The 15,557-nt window shown below is 66.2% G+C and carries 9 protein-coding genes and 1 pseudogene; 5 read left to right on the plus strand and 5 right to left on the minus strand.

Translation table 11 applies throughout. The annotated features are described in order from the left end of the window. Window positions 1–45: 45 nt before the first annotated feature. On the plus strand, window positions 46–378 hold the full coding sequence (gene hspQ, locus N2604_RS23300; RefSeq protein ID WP_024341905.1) for a heat shock protein HspQ: 333 nt from the start codon (window positions 46–48) through the stop codon (window positions 376–378). Window positions 379–390: 12 nt separating this feature from the next. Here hspQ and N2604_RS23305 read toward each other — a convergent pair. From N2604_RS23305 to N2604_RS23315, 3 genes and pseudogenes are all read right to left on the minus strand, one after another. After that, window positions 391–1,333, minus strand: a protein-coding gene (locus N2604_RS23305) for an IS630 family transposase (protein WP_260370534.1) whose coding sequence is annotated in 2 segments (ribosomal slippage) — window positions 391–996 and window positions 998–1,333 — 942 coding nt in all. Because the reading frame shifts where the segments join, the coding sequence is not laid out codon by codon here. A gap of 244 nt (window positions 1,334–1,577) precedes the next feature. Next, window positions 1,578–2,954: a group II intron reverse transcriptase/maturase gene (gene ltrA / locus N2604_RS23310; RefSeq protein WP_260370535.1), complete on the minus strand. Its 1,377-nt coding sequence runs from the start codon at window positions 2,952–2,954 to the stop codon at window positions 1,578–1,580. A 473-nt stretch (window positions 2,955–3,427) separates the two neighbouring features. Beyond that, window positions 3,428–4,260 (minus strand): annotated as a pseudogene (locus N2604_RS23315) (invasion associated locus B family protein). A 260-nt stretch (window positions 4,261–4,520) separates the two neighbouring features. Between N2604_RS23315 and N2604_RS23320 the strand changes: the two are divergent. The 3 genes from N2604_RS23320 to N2604_RS23330 all read left to right on the plus strand — a co-directional run bounded on the left by N2604_RS23320 (window position 4,521) and on the right by N2604_RS23330 (window position 9,182). Next, window positions 4,521–6,365, plus strand: coding sequence for an extracellular solute-binding protein (locus N2604_RS23320; RefSeq protein ID WP_260376295.1), 1,845 nt, complete (start codon window positions 4,521–4,523; stop codon window positions 6,363–6,365). Window positions 6,366–6,369: 4 nt separating this feature from the next. After that, complete coding sequence (locus N2604_RS23325) at window positions 6,370–7,872, plus strand: class I adenylate-forming enzyme family protein (protein ID WP_260370536.1); 1,503 nt, start codon at window positions 6,370–6,372, stop codon at window positions 7,870–7,872. Between the two features lie 86 nt (window positions 7,873–7,958). Continuing rightward, window positions 7,959–9,182: a GGDEF domain-containing protein gene (locus N2604_RS23330; protein WP_260370537.1), complete on the plus strand. Its 1,224-nt coding sequence runs from the start codon at window positions 7,959–7,961 to the stop codon at window positions 9,180–9,182. A 160-nt stretch (window positions 9,183–9,342) separates the two neighbouring features. Here the strand turns inward: N2604_RS23330 and mfd are convergent, their stop codons facing one another. Together mfd and N2604_RS23340 are read right to left on the minus strand one after the other, a co-directional pair. Continuing rightward, window positions 9,343–12,861 (minus strand): transcription-repair coupling factor, encoded by a 3,519-nt coding sequence (gene mfd, locus N2604_RS23335; protein WP_260370538.1) that lies wholly within the window; start codon window positions 12,859–12,861, stop codon window positions 9,343–9,345. After that, entirely contained in the window at window positions 12,858–13,148 is a 291-nt protein-coding gene (locus tag N2604_RS23340) for a succinate dehydrogenase assembly factor 2 (RefSeq protein WP_260370539.1), read from the minus strand. The genes mfd and N2604_RS23340 overlap by 4 nt, the downstream gene beginning before the upstream one ends. 191 nt (window positions 13,149–13,339) lie before the next feature. Here N2604_RS23340 and recG point away from each other — a divergent pair, with 191 nt between their 5' ends. Further along, entirely contained in the window at window positions 13,340–15,448 is a 2,109-nt protein-coding gene (gene recG, locus N2604_RS23345; RefSeq protein ID WP_260376296.1) for an ATP-dependent DNA helicase RecG, read from the plus strand. The last annotated feature ends 109 nt before the right edge of the window (window positions 15,449–15,557 follow it).

The following is a 15,557-nucleotide window of genomic DNA, read 5'->3' on the forward strand; positions in this document are numbered from 1 at the left end:
CCAAGGGCACTAGCATCGGCCACAATCCTGGTCTATCGACGGGGGATGATTAAAGCGCGGACCGCCAAATTCCAGATCGGACAGGTCGTTCGCCACCGGATCTTCTCGTTCCGGGGGGTGATCTTCGACATCGATCCGGAATTCAACAACACCGAGGAATGGTGGTTGTCTATCCCTGAGGAGGTGCGGCCCCACAAGGACCAGCCGTTCTATCACCTGCTCGCGGAGAACGCGGAATCCGAATACGTCGCCTATGTCTCGGAGCAGAACCTGTTGCCGGATGATTCCGGCGAGCCGGTCCGGCATTCTCAGGTCGCCGAGATCTTCGTCAAGGACAAGGCCGGCGGCTACCGTCCGCGCAATCCCTCGCTGAACTAGAGCATGATGTTTTTATACGGAAACGTAGCCTGAGTTTTTGAAGTAGTTGGTGCACTCCGTCTCGGAGAAGAGATCGAGGAGTTCACCAGCCTTTCTCCAGGTTGCCTCCACGTCACGGGGCTCGGCAGCTCGCATGAGATGTTTGAGTTTGGCGAAGACCTGCTCGATCGGATTGAGGTCAGGGCTATATGGCGGCAAGAAGATGCGGTGGGCGCCTCTGGCGCGGATGGCTTGGCGAGCCGCTTTGCCCTTATGGCTGCCAAGATTGTCGAGAACGACGATCTCGCCCGGTGCGAGGGTGGGTGCCAACACCTTCTCGACGTACAGCGTGAAGAGCTCACCATTGATGGGACCATCGATCACCCAAGGCGCGCTGATCCGATCGTGACGCAGCGCCGCGATGAAGGTCATGGTCTTCCAATGGCCGAAAGGTGCAGATGCTTGGAGGCGCTGTCCACAAGGCCCCCAGCCGCGTAGCGGCGCCATATTGGTCTTGATCCACGTCTCGTCGATAAAAACCAACCGTGCGACGTCGATCCTGCCTTGATGTGCTTTCCAGCGGGTCCGCTTACGGACGACGTCTGGGCGATCCTGCTCGGCCGGTAGAAGCGTTTTTTTTGAAGCTGAGCCCCTCGGCGTGAACAAAAGTCCACACCGCCCGCACGTCTGTCTTGATCCCCCGTGCAGCCAGCTCCTGCGTCAGCTTGCGCAAGGTGAATGGCCCCGAGCGAATGCGTTTGCGCAGCCAGTCGGCGTTGGCATCCGACAGAACCCGCTTCTTGTGGCCGCCGATCTGGCCGGGCGCCAGGCCTCCGGTATCCCGCCTCAGATTCTTCCACTTCGTCACGCAGGAGGGGCTGATCTGGAGCGCCTCGGCAATCGAACGAACCGTTTCCCCTGCGTCAGCTCGCGCCAAAGCCCGTTCCCGGATGTCTTCCGAATAGGGTCGCGTCATCCATGCTGGCCTCCGCCCTCCAGCATGGATGTTGAATCAGAAATCGCTCCCAGTGGGAATCCCGATTCCAGTCAAAAACAACATGCTCTAGAACGCGACGAACAGCTCGGTGCTCACCTCTCCCTTCGGGAGAGGTGAGCAGGTCGACCGATCGAAGAGCGACAATCGGGATAGGGGGGAGCCTCGCGACTCCGCCCCTCCCACACCACCGTACGTACGGGTCCGTATACGGCGGTTCGGTGGATTATGCGGGCCGCTGTGCCGCGACGGAAGCCAAGCCGAGTGTGCCGAAGAACGCGATTGGCATGGCGATGGTGAGCGCAGGACTGTTGGCGAGCCGCCAAGGGCCATGCGGGCTGCCGGCGGTTTGTGCCGCCAGCTCCCGGCCGACGCCGCGACGTCGCAACTCGGCAAAACGAGTGTCACCGCGCTTCCATTGTTTCCAGGCGATGGCGCGCAACCGCCGCCTGAGCCATTCGTCAAGTGTGCGCAATACCGACGGGGTTTGGCAGAAGCCGAAGTAGCCGCGCCATCCGATCAGATAGCGCGACAGCTCCTTGGCAATCTGCGCGAGGCTTCGGCCGCAGGTGCGTCGCGTCAGTCCTCGGACCTTCGCCTTGAAGCGGGCGAGTACCTGCGGCGCGATGCGCCGGCGCGGTTCTTTTTCGCCGGTAAAGCTGAAGCCCAGGAACTTGCGAACGCTCGGTTTGGCGACCGCGCTCTTGGCTTTGTTGACCTTGAGCTTGAGGCGCTTTTCGAGGAACCGTTCGATGCCCGCCAGCACCCGCTCACCCGCCTTCCGACTGCGCACATAGATGTTGCAGTCGTCGGCATAGCGCACGAAGCGATGGCCGCGCTTCTCCAATTCCTTGTCCAGCACATCCAGCATCAGGTTCGACAATAGCGGCGAGAGCGGACCGCCTTGCGGCGTGCCCTCCTCCGTCGGGCTGACCAGTCCTCCCTCCATCGCACCCGTGGTCAAGAAGCCACGGATCAACTTGAGGAGGCGCTTGTCAGCCACCCGCCTGGCAATGAGCCCCATCAGGATGTCGTGGTTGACCCGGTCGAAGAACTTCTCCAGGTCGATGTCCACGACGACGGCATGTCCGGACGCAATATACGCCTGCGCCCGCTCCACCGCCTGATGCGCCGAGCGCCCCGGCCGGAAGCCGAAGCTGGTCTCGGAGAACGTCTCATCCCAATCCGCCTGTAGCACCTGCATCGCCGCCTGCTGGATGAAGCGGTCGAGCACCGTCGGGATGCCAAGCAGCCGTAGGCCGCCCGACGCCTTCGGTATCTCCACCCGCCGCACCGACTGCGGTTTGTAGGTGCCCTCAAGCAACTGGGCCCGGATCGTGGGCCAATGCTCTTTCAGGTAGCCCGGCAGCTCGCCGACGGTCATCCCGTCGACGCCCGCCGCGCCCTTGTTGCGCGTCACTTGCGCCAACGCTTTCTTCAGATTCTCACGCCCAACAACTGCTTCCATCGACGGCCCTTCGTCCGCCGGGCGTTCGAGGGCGGTGGCCGCCGCGCGCGCTACGGTCTCTCGGGCGGCGGCGTTCGGGGCTTCACCCTTCGTTCCGGTGCCCAAGTTCAGCTTGACCTGATTCTTCTGCCGCATGGCTCGCGCGAGATCACCGTTCTACTAACCGCTTCTACCGTTTGGGCCTTCGGCGGCACGCCGCCGCCTACTATGCCCGCTGCTGACTTCTGCGCTGCGGTCAGATCGCCTTACGACGACCTCAGTCCCGTTGCCGGGACACAGCACAGACCTCCCGAGGTAAGACCGACCGCCTTCACCGCACGCTCGCCGGATTTACCACCCCGTCCCTTGATGACCATGGACTTCGCGATCATGTGCTCGCTCGTCCGGCCGGGTAGGCCTCGTTATCCGGTAATTGTCCATCGAGCCGCGGCTTTGCTCCACGCTGTCTTCAGACCCCACCTCGCGATGACGCCCTTGCGCTTCGCTAATCCTTCGCCGTCATCAGGCTGGATAGAGGACTTCCACCTCCAAGCTGTCGTTCATACTCGGCACACACAAAAAAGGCGCTCGAGCCGAGCGCCTTTTTCACGTCCGGGATTAGCTCCCGATTACTTCTGGCCGGTCGGAGCCGCGCCGGGCGCGCCACCACCCTGCTGCTCGAGCTTCTTGCGTTGCTCCTCGGCCTTCTTCTGCAGCTCTTCCTGGAGCTTCTTCTGGGTTTCCTCGAACACCTTCGGATCGGTCGGCGGACCGTCATAGGCCTTCTGGAATTCGCCGGTGAGCGGCAGCGGCAAGGTCAGCGGCGCGCCATTGGCGTTGATCGCCTGGACAACGAGATTCTGGCCCTTCTTCATGTTGTTGATGAGCTCGGGCGTGGCCTCGTAGTCCGACATGCAGCCGTTCTGGAAGCAGATCACATAGGGCTGCTGCAGCGGCGCGTTGCTGTCGACGATGATGCGGGTGCCGTGCACGAGCTGCATGCCGAGCGGCAGCGTCACGCGCAGGATCTTCTTCGGCTCGCCTTCCGGCTCGATGATCACGGCCGCGATGACCGGCTGGCCCGACTCGATGCGGCCGTCCTTACCGGTGAAGCAGACCTGCTTGGCATTGGCGTCCTGGCCCTTGAGGCAGAACTTGGTCCAGGGCGCATAGATCAGCTGGATCTGCTGATCGGCGGGCTGGGCTGCGCCCTGCTGCGGGGCGCCCTGCGCCGGAGCCTGCTGGGCCTGCGGGGATGCTGCGGGCGCCGGAGCCTTGGGAGCTGCCTTGGGAGCCGCCTTCGGAGCCGGGGCGGGGAGGCCTTGGGCGCGGCGGGTGCGCCGGGGGCTGGCGCAGGGGTCTGGGCCTCGGCGGCAAACGGAACGGCCAACGCCGTCGCCGTCAACAGGGCGAGAAGTCGCCCGCGCGGCCGGACGGACGCGGCCAAGTAACGGAAATTCATTGCGGAAAACCCTTTCTGAACGGGAAGTGCCCGAACCGCTCCGAAGCGCCGAACCTGGCCGCCTTGGGCGCGGCTCTCTCCCCGTCAATTGAGGCGGATAAGTGACGGGCTCGACGCTCTTGCGCGATTGGGTGCCTTCTTAACGTGGCCGACGAAAAGATCAATGCCGACAAGCGTCTTTGGCCGGTCTGGTGCGAAAGCCCCATCAAATTCCCTGTGATAAGATTCGAGCCCGCCGGTCCTCGAATCACCGTGTGCCGATGTTCATGTTCCACCGCCTCTTCGAGGGCCCCGGCCTCCGCCTCTGTGCGCTTGCCCTCGCGCTTGCCGGGGCGCTGTCGGCGGGCGCCGCCACCGCCGAGGAGGCCCATGCGATCGCCATGCACGGCAAGCCGGCGATGCCCGCCGACTTCGGCCACATGCCCTACGCCAACCCCGATGCCCCCAAGGGCGGCCGCCTGACCTGGGGCATTCTCGGCACCTTCGACAGCCTCAATCCCTTCATCGTCAGGGGATTGGCGGTGCAGCCGGTCCGCAACTACGTGGTCGAGAGCCTGCTGGCGCGCGGGCAGAACGAGCCGTTCACGCTCTACGGCCTGCTCGCCAGGACCGTCGAAACCAATGACGAGCGAAGCTTCGTCACCTTCCGTCTCGATTCCCGCGCCCGCTTCTCCGACGGCAAGCAGGTCACGGCCGAGGACGTGCTGTTCTCCTGGCAGCTGCTGCGCGACCACGGCCGCCCCAATCACCGGCAGTATTACGGCAAGGTCGCCAAGGCCGAAGCACCCGACCCCCTCACCGTCCGATTCGACCTGACAGGCGCCAACGACCGCGAGCTGCCGCTGATTCTCGGCCTGATGCCGATCCTGCCGAAGCACGCGGTCGACGTCGCGACCTTCGAGGAGACGACGCTGACGGCGCCGCTTGGCTCGGGCCCCTATCGCGTCACGGCGGTGAAGCCCGGCGCGAGCGTGACGCTCACGCGCAATCCCGATTATTGGGGCCGCGACCTCGCCATCAATCGCGGGCTCTACAATTTCGACGAGGTCAGGCTCGACTATTTTCGCGAGGCCAACGGCCAGTTCGAGGCGTTCAAGCGCGGCCTCTACGATTTCCGCGTCGAGCACGAGCCGCTGCGCTGGCACGACGGCTATGATTTTCCGGCCGCCAAAAGCGGCGAAGTGATCCGCGACACCGTCAAACCCGGCATGCCGCAGCCGTCCGAATTCCTGGTGTTCAACACCCGCCGTCCGATCTTCGCCGACATCCGCGTGCGGCAGGCCCTGACGCTGCTGTTCGATTTCGAGCTGGTCAACCGCAGCTATTTCTTCGACCTCTATTCGCGCGTGGCCGGCTATTTCGCGGGCTCGGAGCTGTCGGCCTATGGCAGGCCAGCGGATGCGCGCGAGCGCGCGCTGCTCAAACCGTACGCCGCACAGATCCCGCCCGACATCCTGGAGGGCAGCTACCGCCTGCCGGTCACCGACGGATCAGGCCGCGACCGCACCACGCTGCGCGCCGCGCTGAAACTGCTGTCGGAGGCCGGCTACGATCTCGACGGCACCGTGCTGCGAAATCGCACGACCAAGACCGCCTTCACCTTCGAGATCATGGTCACGACGCGCGACCAGGAGCGCATCGCGCTCGCCTTCCAGCGCGACCTCAGGCGCGCCGGCATCGAGGCCAGCGTGCGCTCGGTCGATCCCGTGCAATTCGACCAGCGGCGGCTCGCCTACGAGTTCGACATGATCCAGAACCGCTGGGACCAGTCGCTGTCGCCCGGCAACGAGCAGTATTTCTATTGGGGCAGCGCGGCCGCGGACAATCCGGGCACCCGCAACTACATGGGCGCCAGGGATCCTGCCGTCGATGCCATGATCGCCGCCCTGCTCGAGGCCCGTGAACATACGGATTTCGTTTCGGCGGTGCGCGCGCTCGACCGCGTCCTGATCGCGGGCGTCTACACAATCCCGCTGTTTAACGTATCGGAGCAATGGATCGCGCGCTGGAATCGGATAGAACGGCCCAAGACCACCTCGCTCGCGGGCTATTTGCCGGAGACCTGGTGGTCGAAGGGGCAGCCGCAAGCTCATCAAGCGAAGTGACGCCGTGAACCAGCCAGCAATATCGCCGACGCTCGACACATTGTTTCAGCGCACGCTGACGCGGCAGCCGCATGCGACCGCCCTGCTCGATCCGCTCAACAAGGCGCGCATCACCGGGCACCAGCCGCGGCGGATGACCTATGCCGAGGCCGATACCGCCATCGAGGCGCTGTCGGCGCATTTCGTCGAATCGGGCCTGCCGGCCAATTCCGTCATCGCGATCCAGTTGCCCAACACGGTCGAGTTCGTGCTGACCGTGCTCGCCGCCCATCGCGCCGGCCTCGTCGTCGCCGTGCTGCCGCTGCTGTGGCGCCATGCGGAACTGACCGCCGCGCTCAACCGCACCGCCGCGCGGGCCATCGTCACCATGAGCACGGTCGACGGCGTCAGCTATGCCGATCTCGCCATGCACGCCGCGGCCGAGGCGTTCTCGATCCGGCACGTGTACGGCTTCGGAAGCGACCTGCCCGAAGGCATGGCTTCGCTCGACGACGTCCTGGCACGCCCGCCCGGCACCACACGCGCCGTGATCCAGGACGGCCGCAAGGCGGCCATGATCTCCTTCGACGTCACGGCGGAGGGCTTCCGGCCGGTGCCGCGGCCGCATTTCAGCCTGATCGCGGGTGGCCTTGCGATGTCGCTCGAAGCCGACATCAAGCAGGGCGCGACGGTGATGGCGGCGTTCACGCCGATGTCGTTCGCAGGGCTCGCCTCCTCGCTCGCGGTGTGGCTGCTCTCCGGCGGCACGCTGGCGCTGCACCATCCGTTCGAGAACGATGTGCTGGAGCAGCAGATCAACGCGCACGAATGCGAGGTGCTGATCGCGCCGGCGCAGCTCGCGCTGCGGCTCGGCGATGCCGACCTCGCGGCGCGGATGCCCACGTTGCGCAACGTCATCGGCCTGTGGCGCGCGCCCGAGCAGGTCGCGGCGAGCGATGCCTGGACCGCGCCGCATGCGCCGCTGACCGACGTCTATCTGTTCGGCGAGGCCGGATTGTTCGGCGCCCGCCGCGGCGAGGCCGGCATGCCGGTGCCGGTGATGCCGGGACCGCACGGCGCCCCGCGCGAGCAGTCCGGCTCCTCCATCGCCGGAGAGATCCTGCTGACGCCGAAAGGCACGCTCGGCCTGCGCGGCGCGATGGTGCCGATCGCGGCCTACGCCCCGCCGCAGCCGGTCGGCGAGACGCTCACGGCGCAGCCGCCGCGCGACTATGTCGACACCGGCTATGCCGCGCGGCTCGACCGCCCGAGCGGCGCGATCTGCATCACCGCGCCGCCCTCCGGCATCATGGCGGTCGGCGGCTATCGCTTCCTCTCCAACGACCTGCAGGAATGGGCGCGCCGGCTCGGCCAGGGCGCCCTGCTCACGGCGCTGCCCGACCGGCTCTCGGGCCACCGGCTCGCCGGGCGCGCCCAGGACAATGCCCGCGCCCGCGAGGCGCTCAGCCAGCTCGGGCTTAACCCCCTGATGGTCGAGGCTTTTCGCGACCGCTCCGGGGCCGCCTAAGCATGGTTTCAGCGCCTGCGTTGACGCAGCATTAAGGCGGCCAAACTAGATTGCGCGGCATCTGTTGCGTGATCTTGAGTGTCTCGATGTCCCAGGCGGGCCCGATCCTGTTTGTGTCCGATGCCGAACGTCCCGCCTTCGTGGCGGCGCTGGACGAGGCCCGGCTCTTTCCCGTGGTCGACACCGACTGGACCAGCGCATCGCGCGCGGTCGAAGAGGTGCAGCCGGCGGCGGTTCTCGCTGCGGTCCATGCCGGGCACGAGGCGCATGTGACGCGGCTTGCAAAGAAGATCGCCGATCAAGCGCCTTACCTGCCCTTCGTGGCCCTGGACGCCGCGGCCGCGTTGCCGCACAACGCTCTGCCCTTCTCCTCGCGCGGCGGCAATCCCGACCGGCTGATCGCGCGGCTCCGGGCCGCGCTGCGCGTGCGGACATTGCACGCAACGGTTCTGCGCCGGCTGCCCGAAGCGAAGGTCGCGCTGCCGGAAGGCGATCCCGCACGCGACGCCACCGTGCTCCTGATCGGTCGCGGCGCGGCCTATCCGGCGCTCTCGGTCGCGCTCGGTGAACGCGTCGGCGTGGTCGGGGCGCTCTCGATCGAGGCCGCCGCAAAACACCTCAACACCCGCGACCTCGACGGCGTCGTGCTCGCCGAAGGTTTTACCGCGCGCGTGACCGACGCGTTTCTGACTGTGCTCGCCGAGGATACCCGCTTCCGCAGCTTGCCCGTGGTCGTCACCGCCCACCAGCTCACCCAGAGCTACGACCTGCCCAATCTCGAGCTGATCGCCGGCGAGCCGGCGAGGATCGCGGCCAACGCGCTGCCCTTGATCCGCCAGCACGCCATGGAAGCGCAGCTGAGCCGCACGCTGCGCTCGATCGATGCCGGCGGCTGGCTCGATCCGCGCAGCGGCCTGCTCACGGTGGAAGCCTTCGCCCGCGATTTCGCCAAGGCGGTCGAGCAGACGCTGGCCCGCGGCGGCGGACTCTCCGTCGCCCGTTTCGCCTTCGACCCCAACAATTCCCGCGCCCAGCTCGATGCCGCGCGCATCCTCAGCCGCCTGATGCGGCAGATGGATTTTGGCGCCGCGCAGAAGGACGGCTCGGTGATCGTGGTGTTCGCCGAGACCGACTTCCGCACCGCGCATATGATCGCCCGCCGTTTGTCGGCGGTGATGCGGCACACGTCCAACGGCAAGCACGAGATGCGCAGCGATCCCGTGGTCAGCGTGGACTCGCTGTCGCCGTCGGATACAGCCCGGTCGCTGCTAGCAAGGCTGTCCGCGGACGCGTCGCGGGCGGCGTCGTAAGGTCTCGTGCCCCGGGCGCAGCGCAGCGCTCTCAAGGCGATGCGAAGCATCGTCCGGGAGCGGTGCGCTGCAGAACCGGGGCCCATCGTCGCGGCAGAGAAAGAACTGGGTCCCGGCTCTGCGCGCCGCTTCGCTGCGCTTGTCCGGGACACGAAAATCCTCACGCCGCCTTCTTGCTCTCCGCGAGCTGCGCCAGCTGGCGCATGATCTCGGTCGTGCCGGCGAGGCGCTCTTCCGGCGTCTCCCAATCCTGCAGGAACACCACCTTCATGTCGGGGCGCACCTTGGCGGCCTGGCCGTAGCTGCGGATGAAGCTCACGAGGCGATCGGGATAGGCGAACGAATTGTCGCGGAAGACGATGACGGCGCCCTTCGGGCCGGCGTCGATCTTCTCGACATTGGCCCGGCGACAGAACGCCTTGATCGCGGCGACCTTGAACAGATAGCGCACCTCGTCCGGCAGCACGCCGAAGCGGTCGCGCATCTCGGCGCCAAAGTTCTCGATCTCCTCCTCGGTGTCGAGATCGGCAAGGCGCCGGTACAGAGACAGCCGCACCGAGAGGTCGCTGACATAGTCCTCCGGAATCAGCACGGGCATCCCGATGGTGATCTGCGGCGACCAGCGGTCGGCGGCGGGCTCGGAGACGCCGGCCTTGAGGTTGACGATCGCCTCCTCCAGCATCGATTGATAGAGCTCGAAGCCGACCTCCTTGATGTGGCCCGACTGCTCCTCGCCGAGCAGATTGCCGGCGCCGCGGATATCGAGATCGTGGGAGGCGAGCTGGAAGCCGGCGCCCAGCGTCTCCAGCGATTGCAGCACGGTGAGCCGGCGCTCGGCCTGCGCCGTGATCTTCTGCTGCGCCGGCAGCGTGAACAGCGCATAGGCCCGCAGCTTGGAGCGGCCGACGCGGCCGCGCAGCTGGTAGAGCTGGGCAAGGCCGAACATGTCGGCGCGGTGCACGATCAGCGTGTTGGCGTTGGGAATGTCGAGGCCGGACTCGACGATCGTGGTCGACAACAGGATGTCGAACTTGCCGTCATAGAACGCGGTCATGATGTCCTCGATCACCGCGGGCGGCATCTGCCCGTGCGCGACCGCGACCTTCATCTCGGGCACGTTCTTGTCGAGGAAGTCCTTGACCTCGGCGAGGTCGTCGATGCGCGGCACCACGTAGAACGCCTGGCCGCCGCGGTAGCGCTCGCGCAAGAGCGCCTCGCGGATCATCAAGGGATCGTGCGGGGCGACGAAGGTGCGCACCGCCAGGCGATCGACCGGGGGCGAGGCGATGATCGAGAGCTCGCGCACGCCGGTCAGCGCCAGCTGCAGCGTACGCGGGATCGGCGTCGCCGACAGCGTCAGCACATGCACCTCGGCGCGCAGCGCCTTCAGCCGCTCCTTGTGGCTGACGCCGAAATGCTGCTCCTCGTCGACGATGAGCAGGCCAAGGTCGCGGAATTTGATGGTCTTTCCGAGCAGCGCATGGGTGCCGACGACGATGTCGACCGAACCGTCGGCAATGCCCTTCTTGACCTCGTTGAGCTGTTTTGTGGGGATCAGGCGCGAGGCCTGTGCGACATTGACCGGGAAGCCTTTGAAGCGCTCACTGAAGGTCCTGTAGTGCTGGCGCGCGAGCAGCGTGGTCGGTACCACGACCGCAACCTGCTTGCCGTCGAGCGCGACCGCAAAGGCGGCACGCAGCGCCACCTCGGTCTTGCCGAAGCCGACATCGCCGCAGATCAGCCGATCCATCGGGCGGCCCTTTTCGAGGTCCTTCAGCGTGGACTCGATCGCCCCCAGCTGGTCCTCGGTTTCGTCATAGGGGAAGCGCGCGCAGAACTCGTCGTAGACGCCCTGCTGCACCGGCAGCTTCGGCGCCTCGTGCAGCATGCGTTCGGCCGCGATCTTGATCAGCTCGCCCGCGATCTCGCGGATGCGGTTTTTCAGCTTCGCCTTGCGGGTCTGCCAGCCCGAGCCACCCAGGCGGTCGAGCTCGACATTGGTCTGGTCGGAGCCATAGCGCGACAACAGCTCGATGTTTTCGACCGGGAGGAACAGCTTGGTCTCGGCGGCGTAATGCAGCTCGAGGCAGTCATGCGGCGCGCCGGCGACATCGAGCGTTTGCAGGCCGATGAACCGGCCGATGCCATGATCGACGTGGACGACGATGTCGCCGGCGGTGAGGCTCGTCACCTCCGAGATGAAATTGTCGAGCTTGCGGCTGGCCTTGCGCGGCCGCACCAGGCGGTCGCCGAGGATATCCTGCTCGCTGATGACGGCGATCTCGTCGGTCTCGAAGCCGCTTTCGAGGCCGAGCACCGCGAGCATGGTCTCGTTGCGCGGCGTCGCCTGCACCGTCCGCCAGGAGTTGACGCTGGTGGTGTGGGCGAGCTTGTGGTCGCGCAGCATCGAGGTCATGCGATCGCGCGAGCCCTCGGTCCACAGCGCGATCACGACCTTCTTGCGCTGCGCTTGCAACGCCATGACGTGACTGACGACGGATTCGAACACGTTGACATTGCTGTCGTTGCGCTCCGGCGCGAAATCGCGGCCCTTGCGTGCGCCGGCATCGACGACACTCGTCCCGTCAGCCGGAACCGAGAACTGCGTCAACCGCGCCAGCGGGATCTCGCCGAGGCGCTTGCCCCATTCCTCCTCGGTCAGATACAGCCGATCGGGCGGCAGCGGCTTGTAGATGGCGCCGCCGCCGGGATGCTCCATCGCTTCGCGCCTGGCCTCGTAATAATCGAGGACCTGCTTGAAGCGCTCGCGCACGGCGTCCTCGGCCTGCGGCTCGATCGCGATCGCAGCGCCTTGCAGATAGTCGAACAGCGTGTCCATCCGGTCCTGGAACAGCGGCAGCCAGTGCTCCATGCCGGGATGGCGGCGGCCCTCGCTGACCGCTTCATACAGCGCATCGTCGCGCTCGGGCGCGCCAAACTCGGCGACATAGCCCATGCGGAATCTGCGGATGGTGTCCGTGACCAGCTGGAACTCCGAAACCGGCACGAGGTCGAGCGAGCGCATGTCGAGCAGCGTGCGCTGGGTCTCGGCGTCGAAGGAGCGGATCGATTCCAGGCTGTCGCCGAAAAAGTCGAACCGCACCGGCTGCTCGAGGCCGGCCGGAAACAGGTCCAAAATACCGCCGCGCACGGCATATTCGCCGGGCTCGCGCACGGTGGAGGAACGGTTGTAGCCGTTGTGCTCGAGCCAGGCCACGACGGTGTCCATCGGCACGACGTTGCCCGGCGCGACCGACAGCGCCTGCGCGGCGACCAGCTCGCGCGCGGGCACGCGCTGCACCACCGCATTCACCGTGGTCAGTACGATCAGCGGCTTGTCGCTGCCGGTGAGCGAGGCGAGCCGTGCCAGCGTGGTCAGGCGCTGCGCGAGAATGCCGCCATGCGGCGAGACACGGTCATAGGGCTGGCAATCCCAGGCCGGGAAGGTCAGCACCGGCAGATCGGGTGCGAAGAACCGCAAGCCGCGCTCGAGCTGCTGCATGCGCCCGCCGTCGCGGCAGACGACCGCAAGGCTGACGGCCGGTTTCTTCGGCCGCGCCGCGATGGCGCGGGCGAGATCGGAGACGACGAGGCCCTCGGCGCCTTCGGCGACATTGCCAAGCGTCAGCGCACGGCCGGGCGCGAGCAGCTCGGCCGGAGATTTCATCCCCTGCTTCATGCGCTGCCGTCCGCGATCGGAAACGCCTTGATGCGGGCAAACAGCGCGCCGGTGACGGCGGCTGGCAGCACCTTGTCGCCAGTGATGGCGGCATAGAGATCGGGATCGTTGACCTCGAGCAGCGTTTCGAGCTGCATCAGCTCGTCATCCGACAGATTGCCGATCTCGGCATCCGCGAAGCGGCCGAGGATCAGGTCCATCTCGCGCGTGCCGCGGTGCCAGCAGCGGAACAGAAGCCGCTTGCGGCGGTCATCCAGCCCGCTGCTCGATCGTGTCGTTCCCGTCATGTGTCAAATCCAGTCAAACGCAGAAAGCCCGGACGTGCCGGGCGGGGGTGATATAGCCACTCGGGGTGCCCGTGTCAGCCCTTTGTTGTTGCAATTGTTTACGGTCGTCATTGCCGGGCTTGACCCGGCAATCCATCCTCTTGAATAGATGGATGCGCGGGTGGAGCCCGCGCATGACGATTGTTGCACGAATGCGCCCCAGCCTGCTCAATCCGCTGTTTGCTCCCGTGACCAGCCTGCCCGGCGTCGGTCCGAAGCAGGACAAGCTGCTGCAGTACCTGCTCAGCCGCAGCGAGACGCCGCGGCTGGTCGATCTGCTCCTGCATCTGCCGAGCCAGGTCATCGACCGCCGGGCCCGGCCGAAGATCCGCGACGCCGCCGTTGGAACCATGGTGACGCTGGAGGTCACCGTCGATCGTCACCGCCCGCCCCCGCCGCGCAATTCGCGCGCGCCGTATCTGGTCTATGCCAGCGACGATACCGGCGACGTGGTGCTGACCTTCTTCCGCGCCAAGCCGGGCTATGTCGAGAAGCTCTTGCCGGTCGGAGAGAAGCGCTACGTCTCCGGCACGCTGCAGATGTATGACGGCATCCCGCAGATTGTGCATCCCGACCGCGTGCTCGACGAGGAGGCGATCTCGAAGCTGTCGGGAATCGACCCGGTCTATCCGCTGACGGAAGGCCTCGCGCTCGGCTCGCTCCGTCGCGCGATCGCGCAGGCGTTGCTGAAGCTTCCCGACTTACCGGAATGGATCAGCCCGGAGGTGCTGCGTCGCTGCCAGTTCCCGCCAATCGCGGAAGCGCTCAATCGCGTGCACCAGCCGGTCGAGCTGACCGACATCTTGCCCGACCGGCCGTTCTGGTCGCGCCTCGCCTTCGACGAGCTCTTGGCCGGCCAGCTCGCGCTCGCCCTGATCCGCGCGCAGCTGCGCCGCCCCGCCGGTGTGCGCAATGCCGGCGACGGGCATCTGCGCAACAAGATCATCGACGCCCTGCCTTACGCGCTGACGCCGTCACAGCGCAACGCTGCGGCGGCGATCGCCGAAGACCTCAAGCAGCCCGTGCGCATGCTGCGCCTGCTGCAGGGTGACGTTGGCTCCGGCAAGACCGTGGTGGCGCTGCTCGCGGCCGCAGCGGTCGCCGAAGTCGGCAAGCAGGCCGCGCTGATGGCCCCGACCGAAATCCTGGCGCGCCAGCACATCAAGACCATCGCCCCGCTCGCCGAGCGCGCTGGCTTGCACGTTGCGATCCTGACGGGCCGCGAAAAGGGCAAGGAGCGGCGCGAGTTGCTGGCACAACTCGAAGCCGGCGAGATCGACCTCCTCGTCGGCACCCACGCGCTGATCCAGGATGACGTGATCTTCCATGATCTCGCGCTCGCCATCGTCGACGAGCAGCACCGCTTCGGCGTGCGCGAGCGCCTTGCGCTCACGTCCAAGGGCGAGGCCGTCGACGTGCTGGTGCTGAGCGCGACGCCGATTCCGCGCACGCTGGTGCTCACCTATTTCGGCGACATGGACATCTCCGAGCTGCGCGAAAAGCCGGCCGGCCGCCAGCCGATCGATACCCGCGCCGTGCCGATGAGCCGCATCAGCGAGGTCATGGAAGGCGTCGGCCGGGCGCTCGAAGCGGGCAAGCTGGTCTATTGGATCTGCCCGCTGGTCGAGGAATCCGAGGCGGAAGGCACCGAGCATCTCACCAACGCGACCCAGCGTTTCGAGACCCTGCAAAAGCGTTTCGGTGACCGCGTCGGCCTAGTCCATGGCCAGATGAAGGGCACAGAGAAGGACCGCGTCATGGGCCAGTTCGCCGCGCACGAGATCGGCCTCCTGGTCGCCACCACCGTGGTCGAGGTCGGCGTCGACGTTCCGGCCGCCACCATCATGGTGATCGAGAACGCCGAACGTTTCGGCCTCGCCCAGCTGCACCAGCTGCGCGGCCGCATTGGACGCGGCTCGGAGGCATCGACCTGCATTCTGCTCTATGGCGAGCCGCTCGGCGAGATGTCGAAGGCGCGGCTGAAAGTGATCCGCGAGACCACCGACGGCTTCCGTATCGCCGAGGAAGATCTGAAGCTGCGCGGCGAAGGCGACGTGCTGGGCGTGCGCCAGAGCGGCCTGCCCGGCTACCGCATCGCGCGGGCGGAGGTGCACGGCCAGCTGATCGCCCAGGCGAGAGACGAGGCGCTGCGGATCCTTAAAGAGGATCCGAAGCTCAAGGGCGAGCGCGGCGAGGCGTTGCGCTGCCTGCTGTATCTGTACGAACGGGACGAGGCCATCCCGCTGATTGGGGCGGGTTAGACTTCAACCTCGCAGTCTTCATCGGATGTATTTTTACCGACTCTAAACGCTGGAGACGCAGTTGCTGGATCGCCCCCTATCGTCGCGCAAAGATTACTCGTAGAAGTAC

The sequence above is a fragment of the Bradyrhizobium sp. CB1015 genome (assembly GCF_025200925.1).
In the GTDB taxonomy this organism is placed as follows: Bacteria; Pseudomonadota; Alphaproteobacteria; order Rhizobiales; family Xanthobacteraceae; genus Bradyrhizobium.

What these genes read in the sequence shown, in the direction of transcription:
- mfd (WP_260370538.1), bottom strand. Translation starts at nt 12,861, where the DNA reads ATGAAGCAGGGGATGAAATCTCCGGCCGAGCTGCTCGCGCCCGGCCGT.
- N2604_RS23320 (WP_260376295.1), top strand. Translation starts at nt 4,521, where the DNA reads ATGTTCATGTTCCACCGCCTCTTCGAGGGCCCCGGCCTCCGCCTCTGT.
- hspQ (WP_024341905.1), top strand. Translation starts at nt 46, where the DNA reads ATGATTAAAGCGCGGACCGCCAAATTCCAGATCGGACAGGTCGTTCGC.
- N2604_RS23340 (WP_260370539.1), bottom strand. Translation starts at nt 13,148, where the DNA reads ATGACGGGAACGACACGATCGAGCAGCGGGCTGGATGACCGCCGCAAG.
- ltrA (WP_260370535.1), bottom strand. Translation starts at nt 2,954, where the DNA reads ATGCGGCAGAAGAATCAGGTCAAGCTGAACTTGGGCACCGGAACGAAG.
- recG (WP_260376296.1), top strand. Translation starts at nt 13,340, where the DNA reads ATGCGCCCCAGCCTGCTCAATCCGCTGTTTGCTCCCGTGACCAGCCTG.
- N2604_RS23330 (WP_260370537.1), top strand. Translation starts at nt 7,959, where the DNA reads ATGTCCCAGGCGGGCCCGATCCTGTTTGTGTCCGATGCCGAACGTCCC.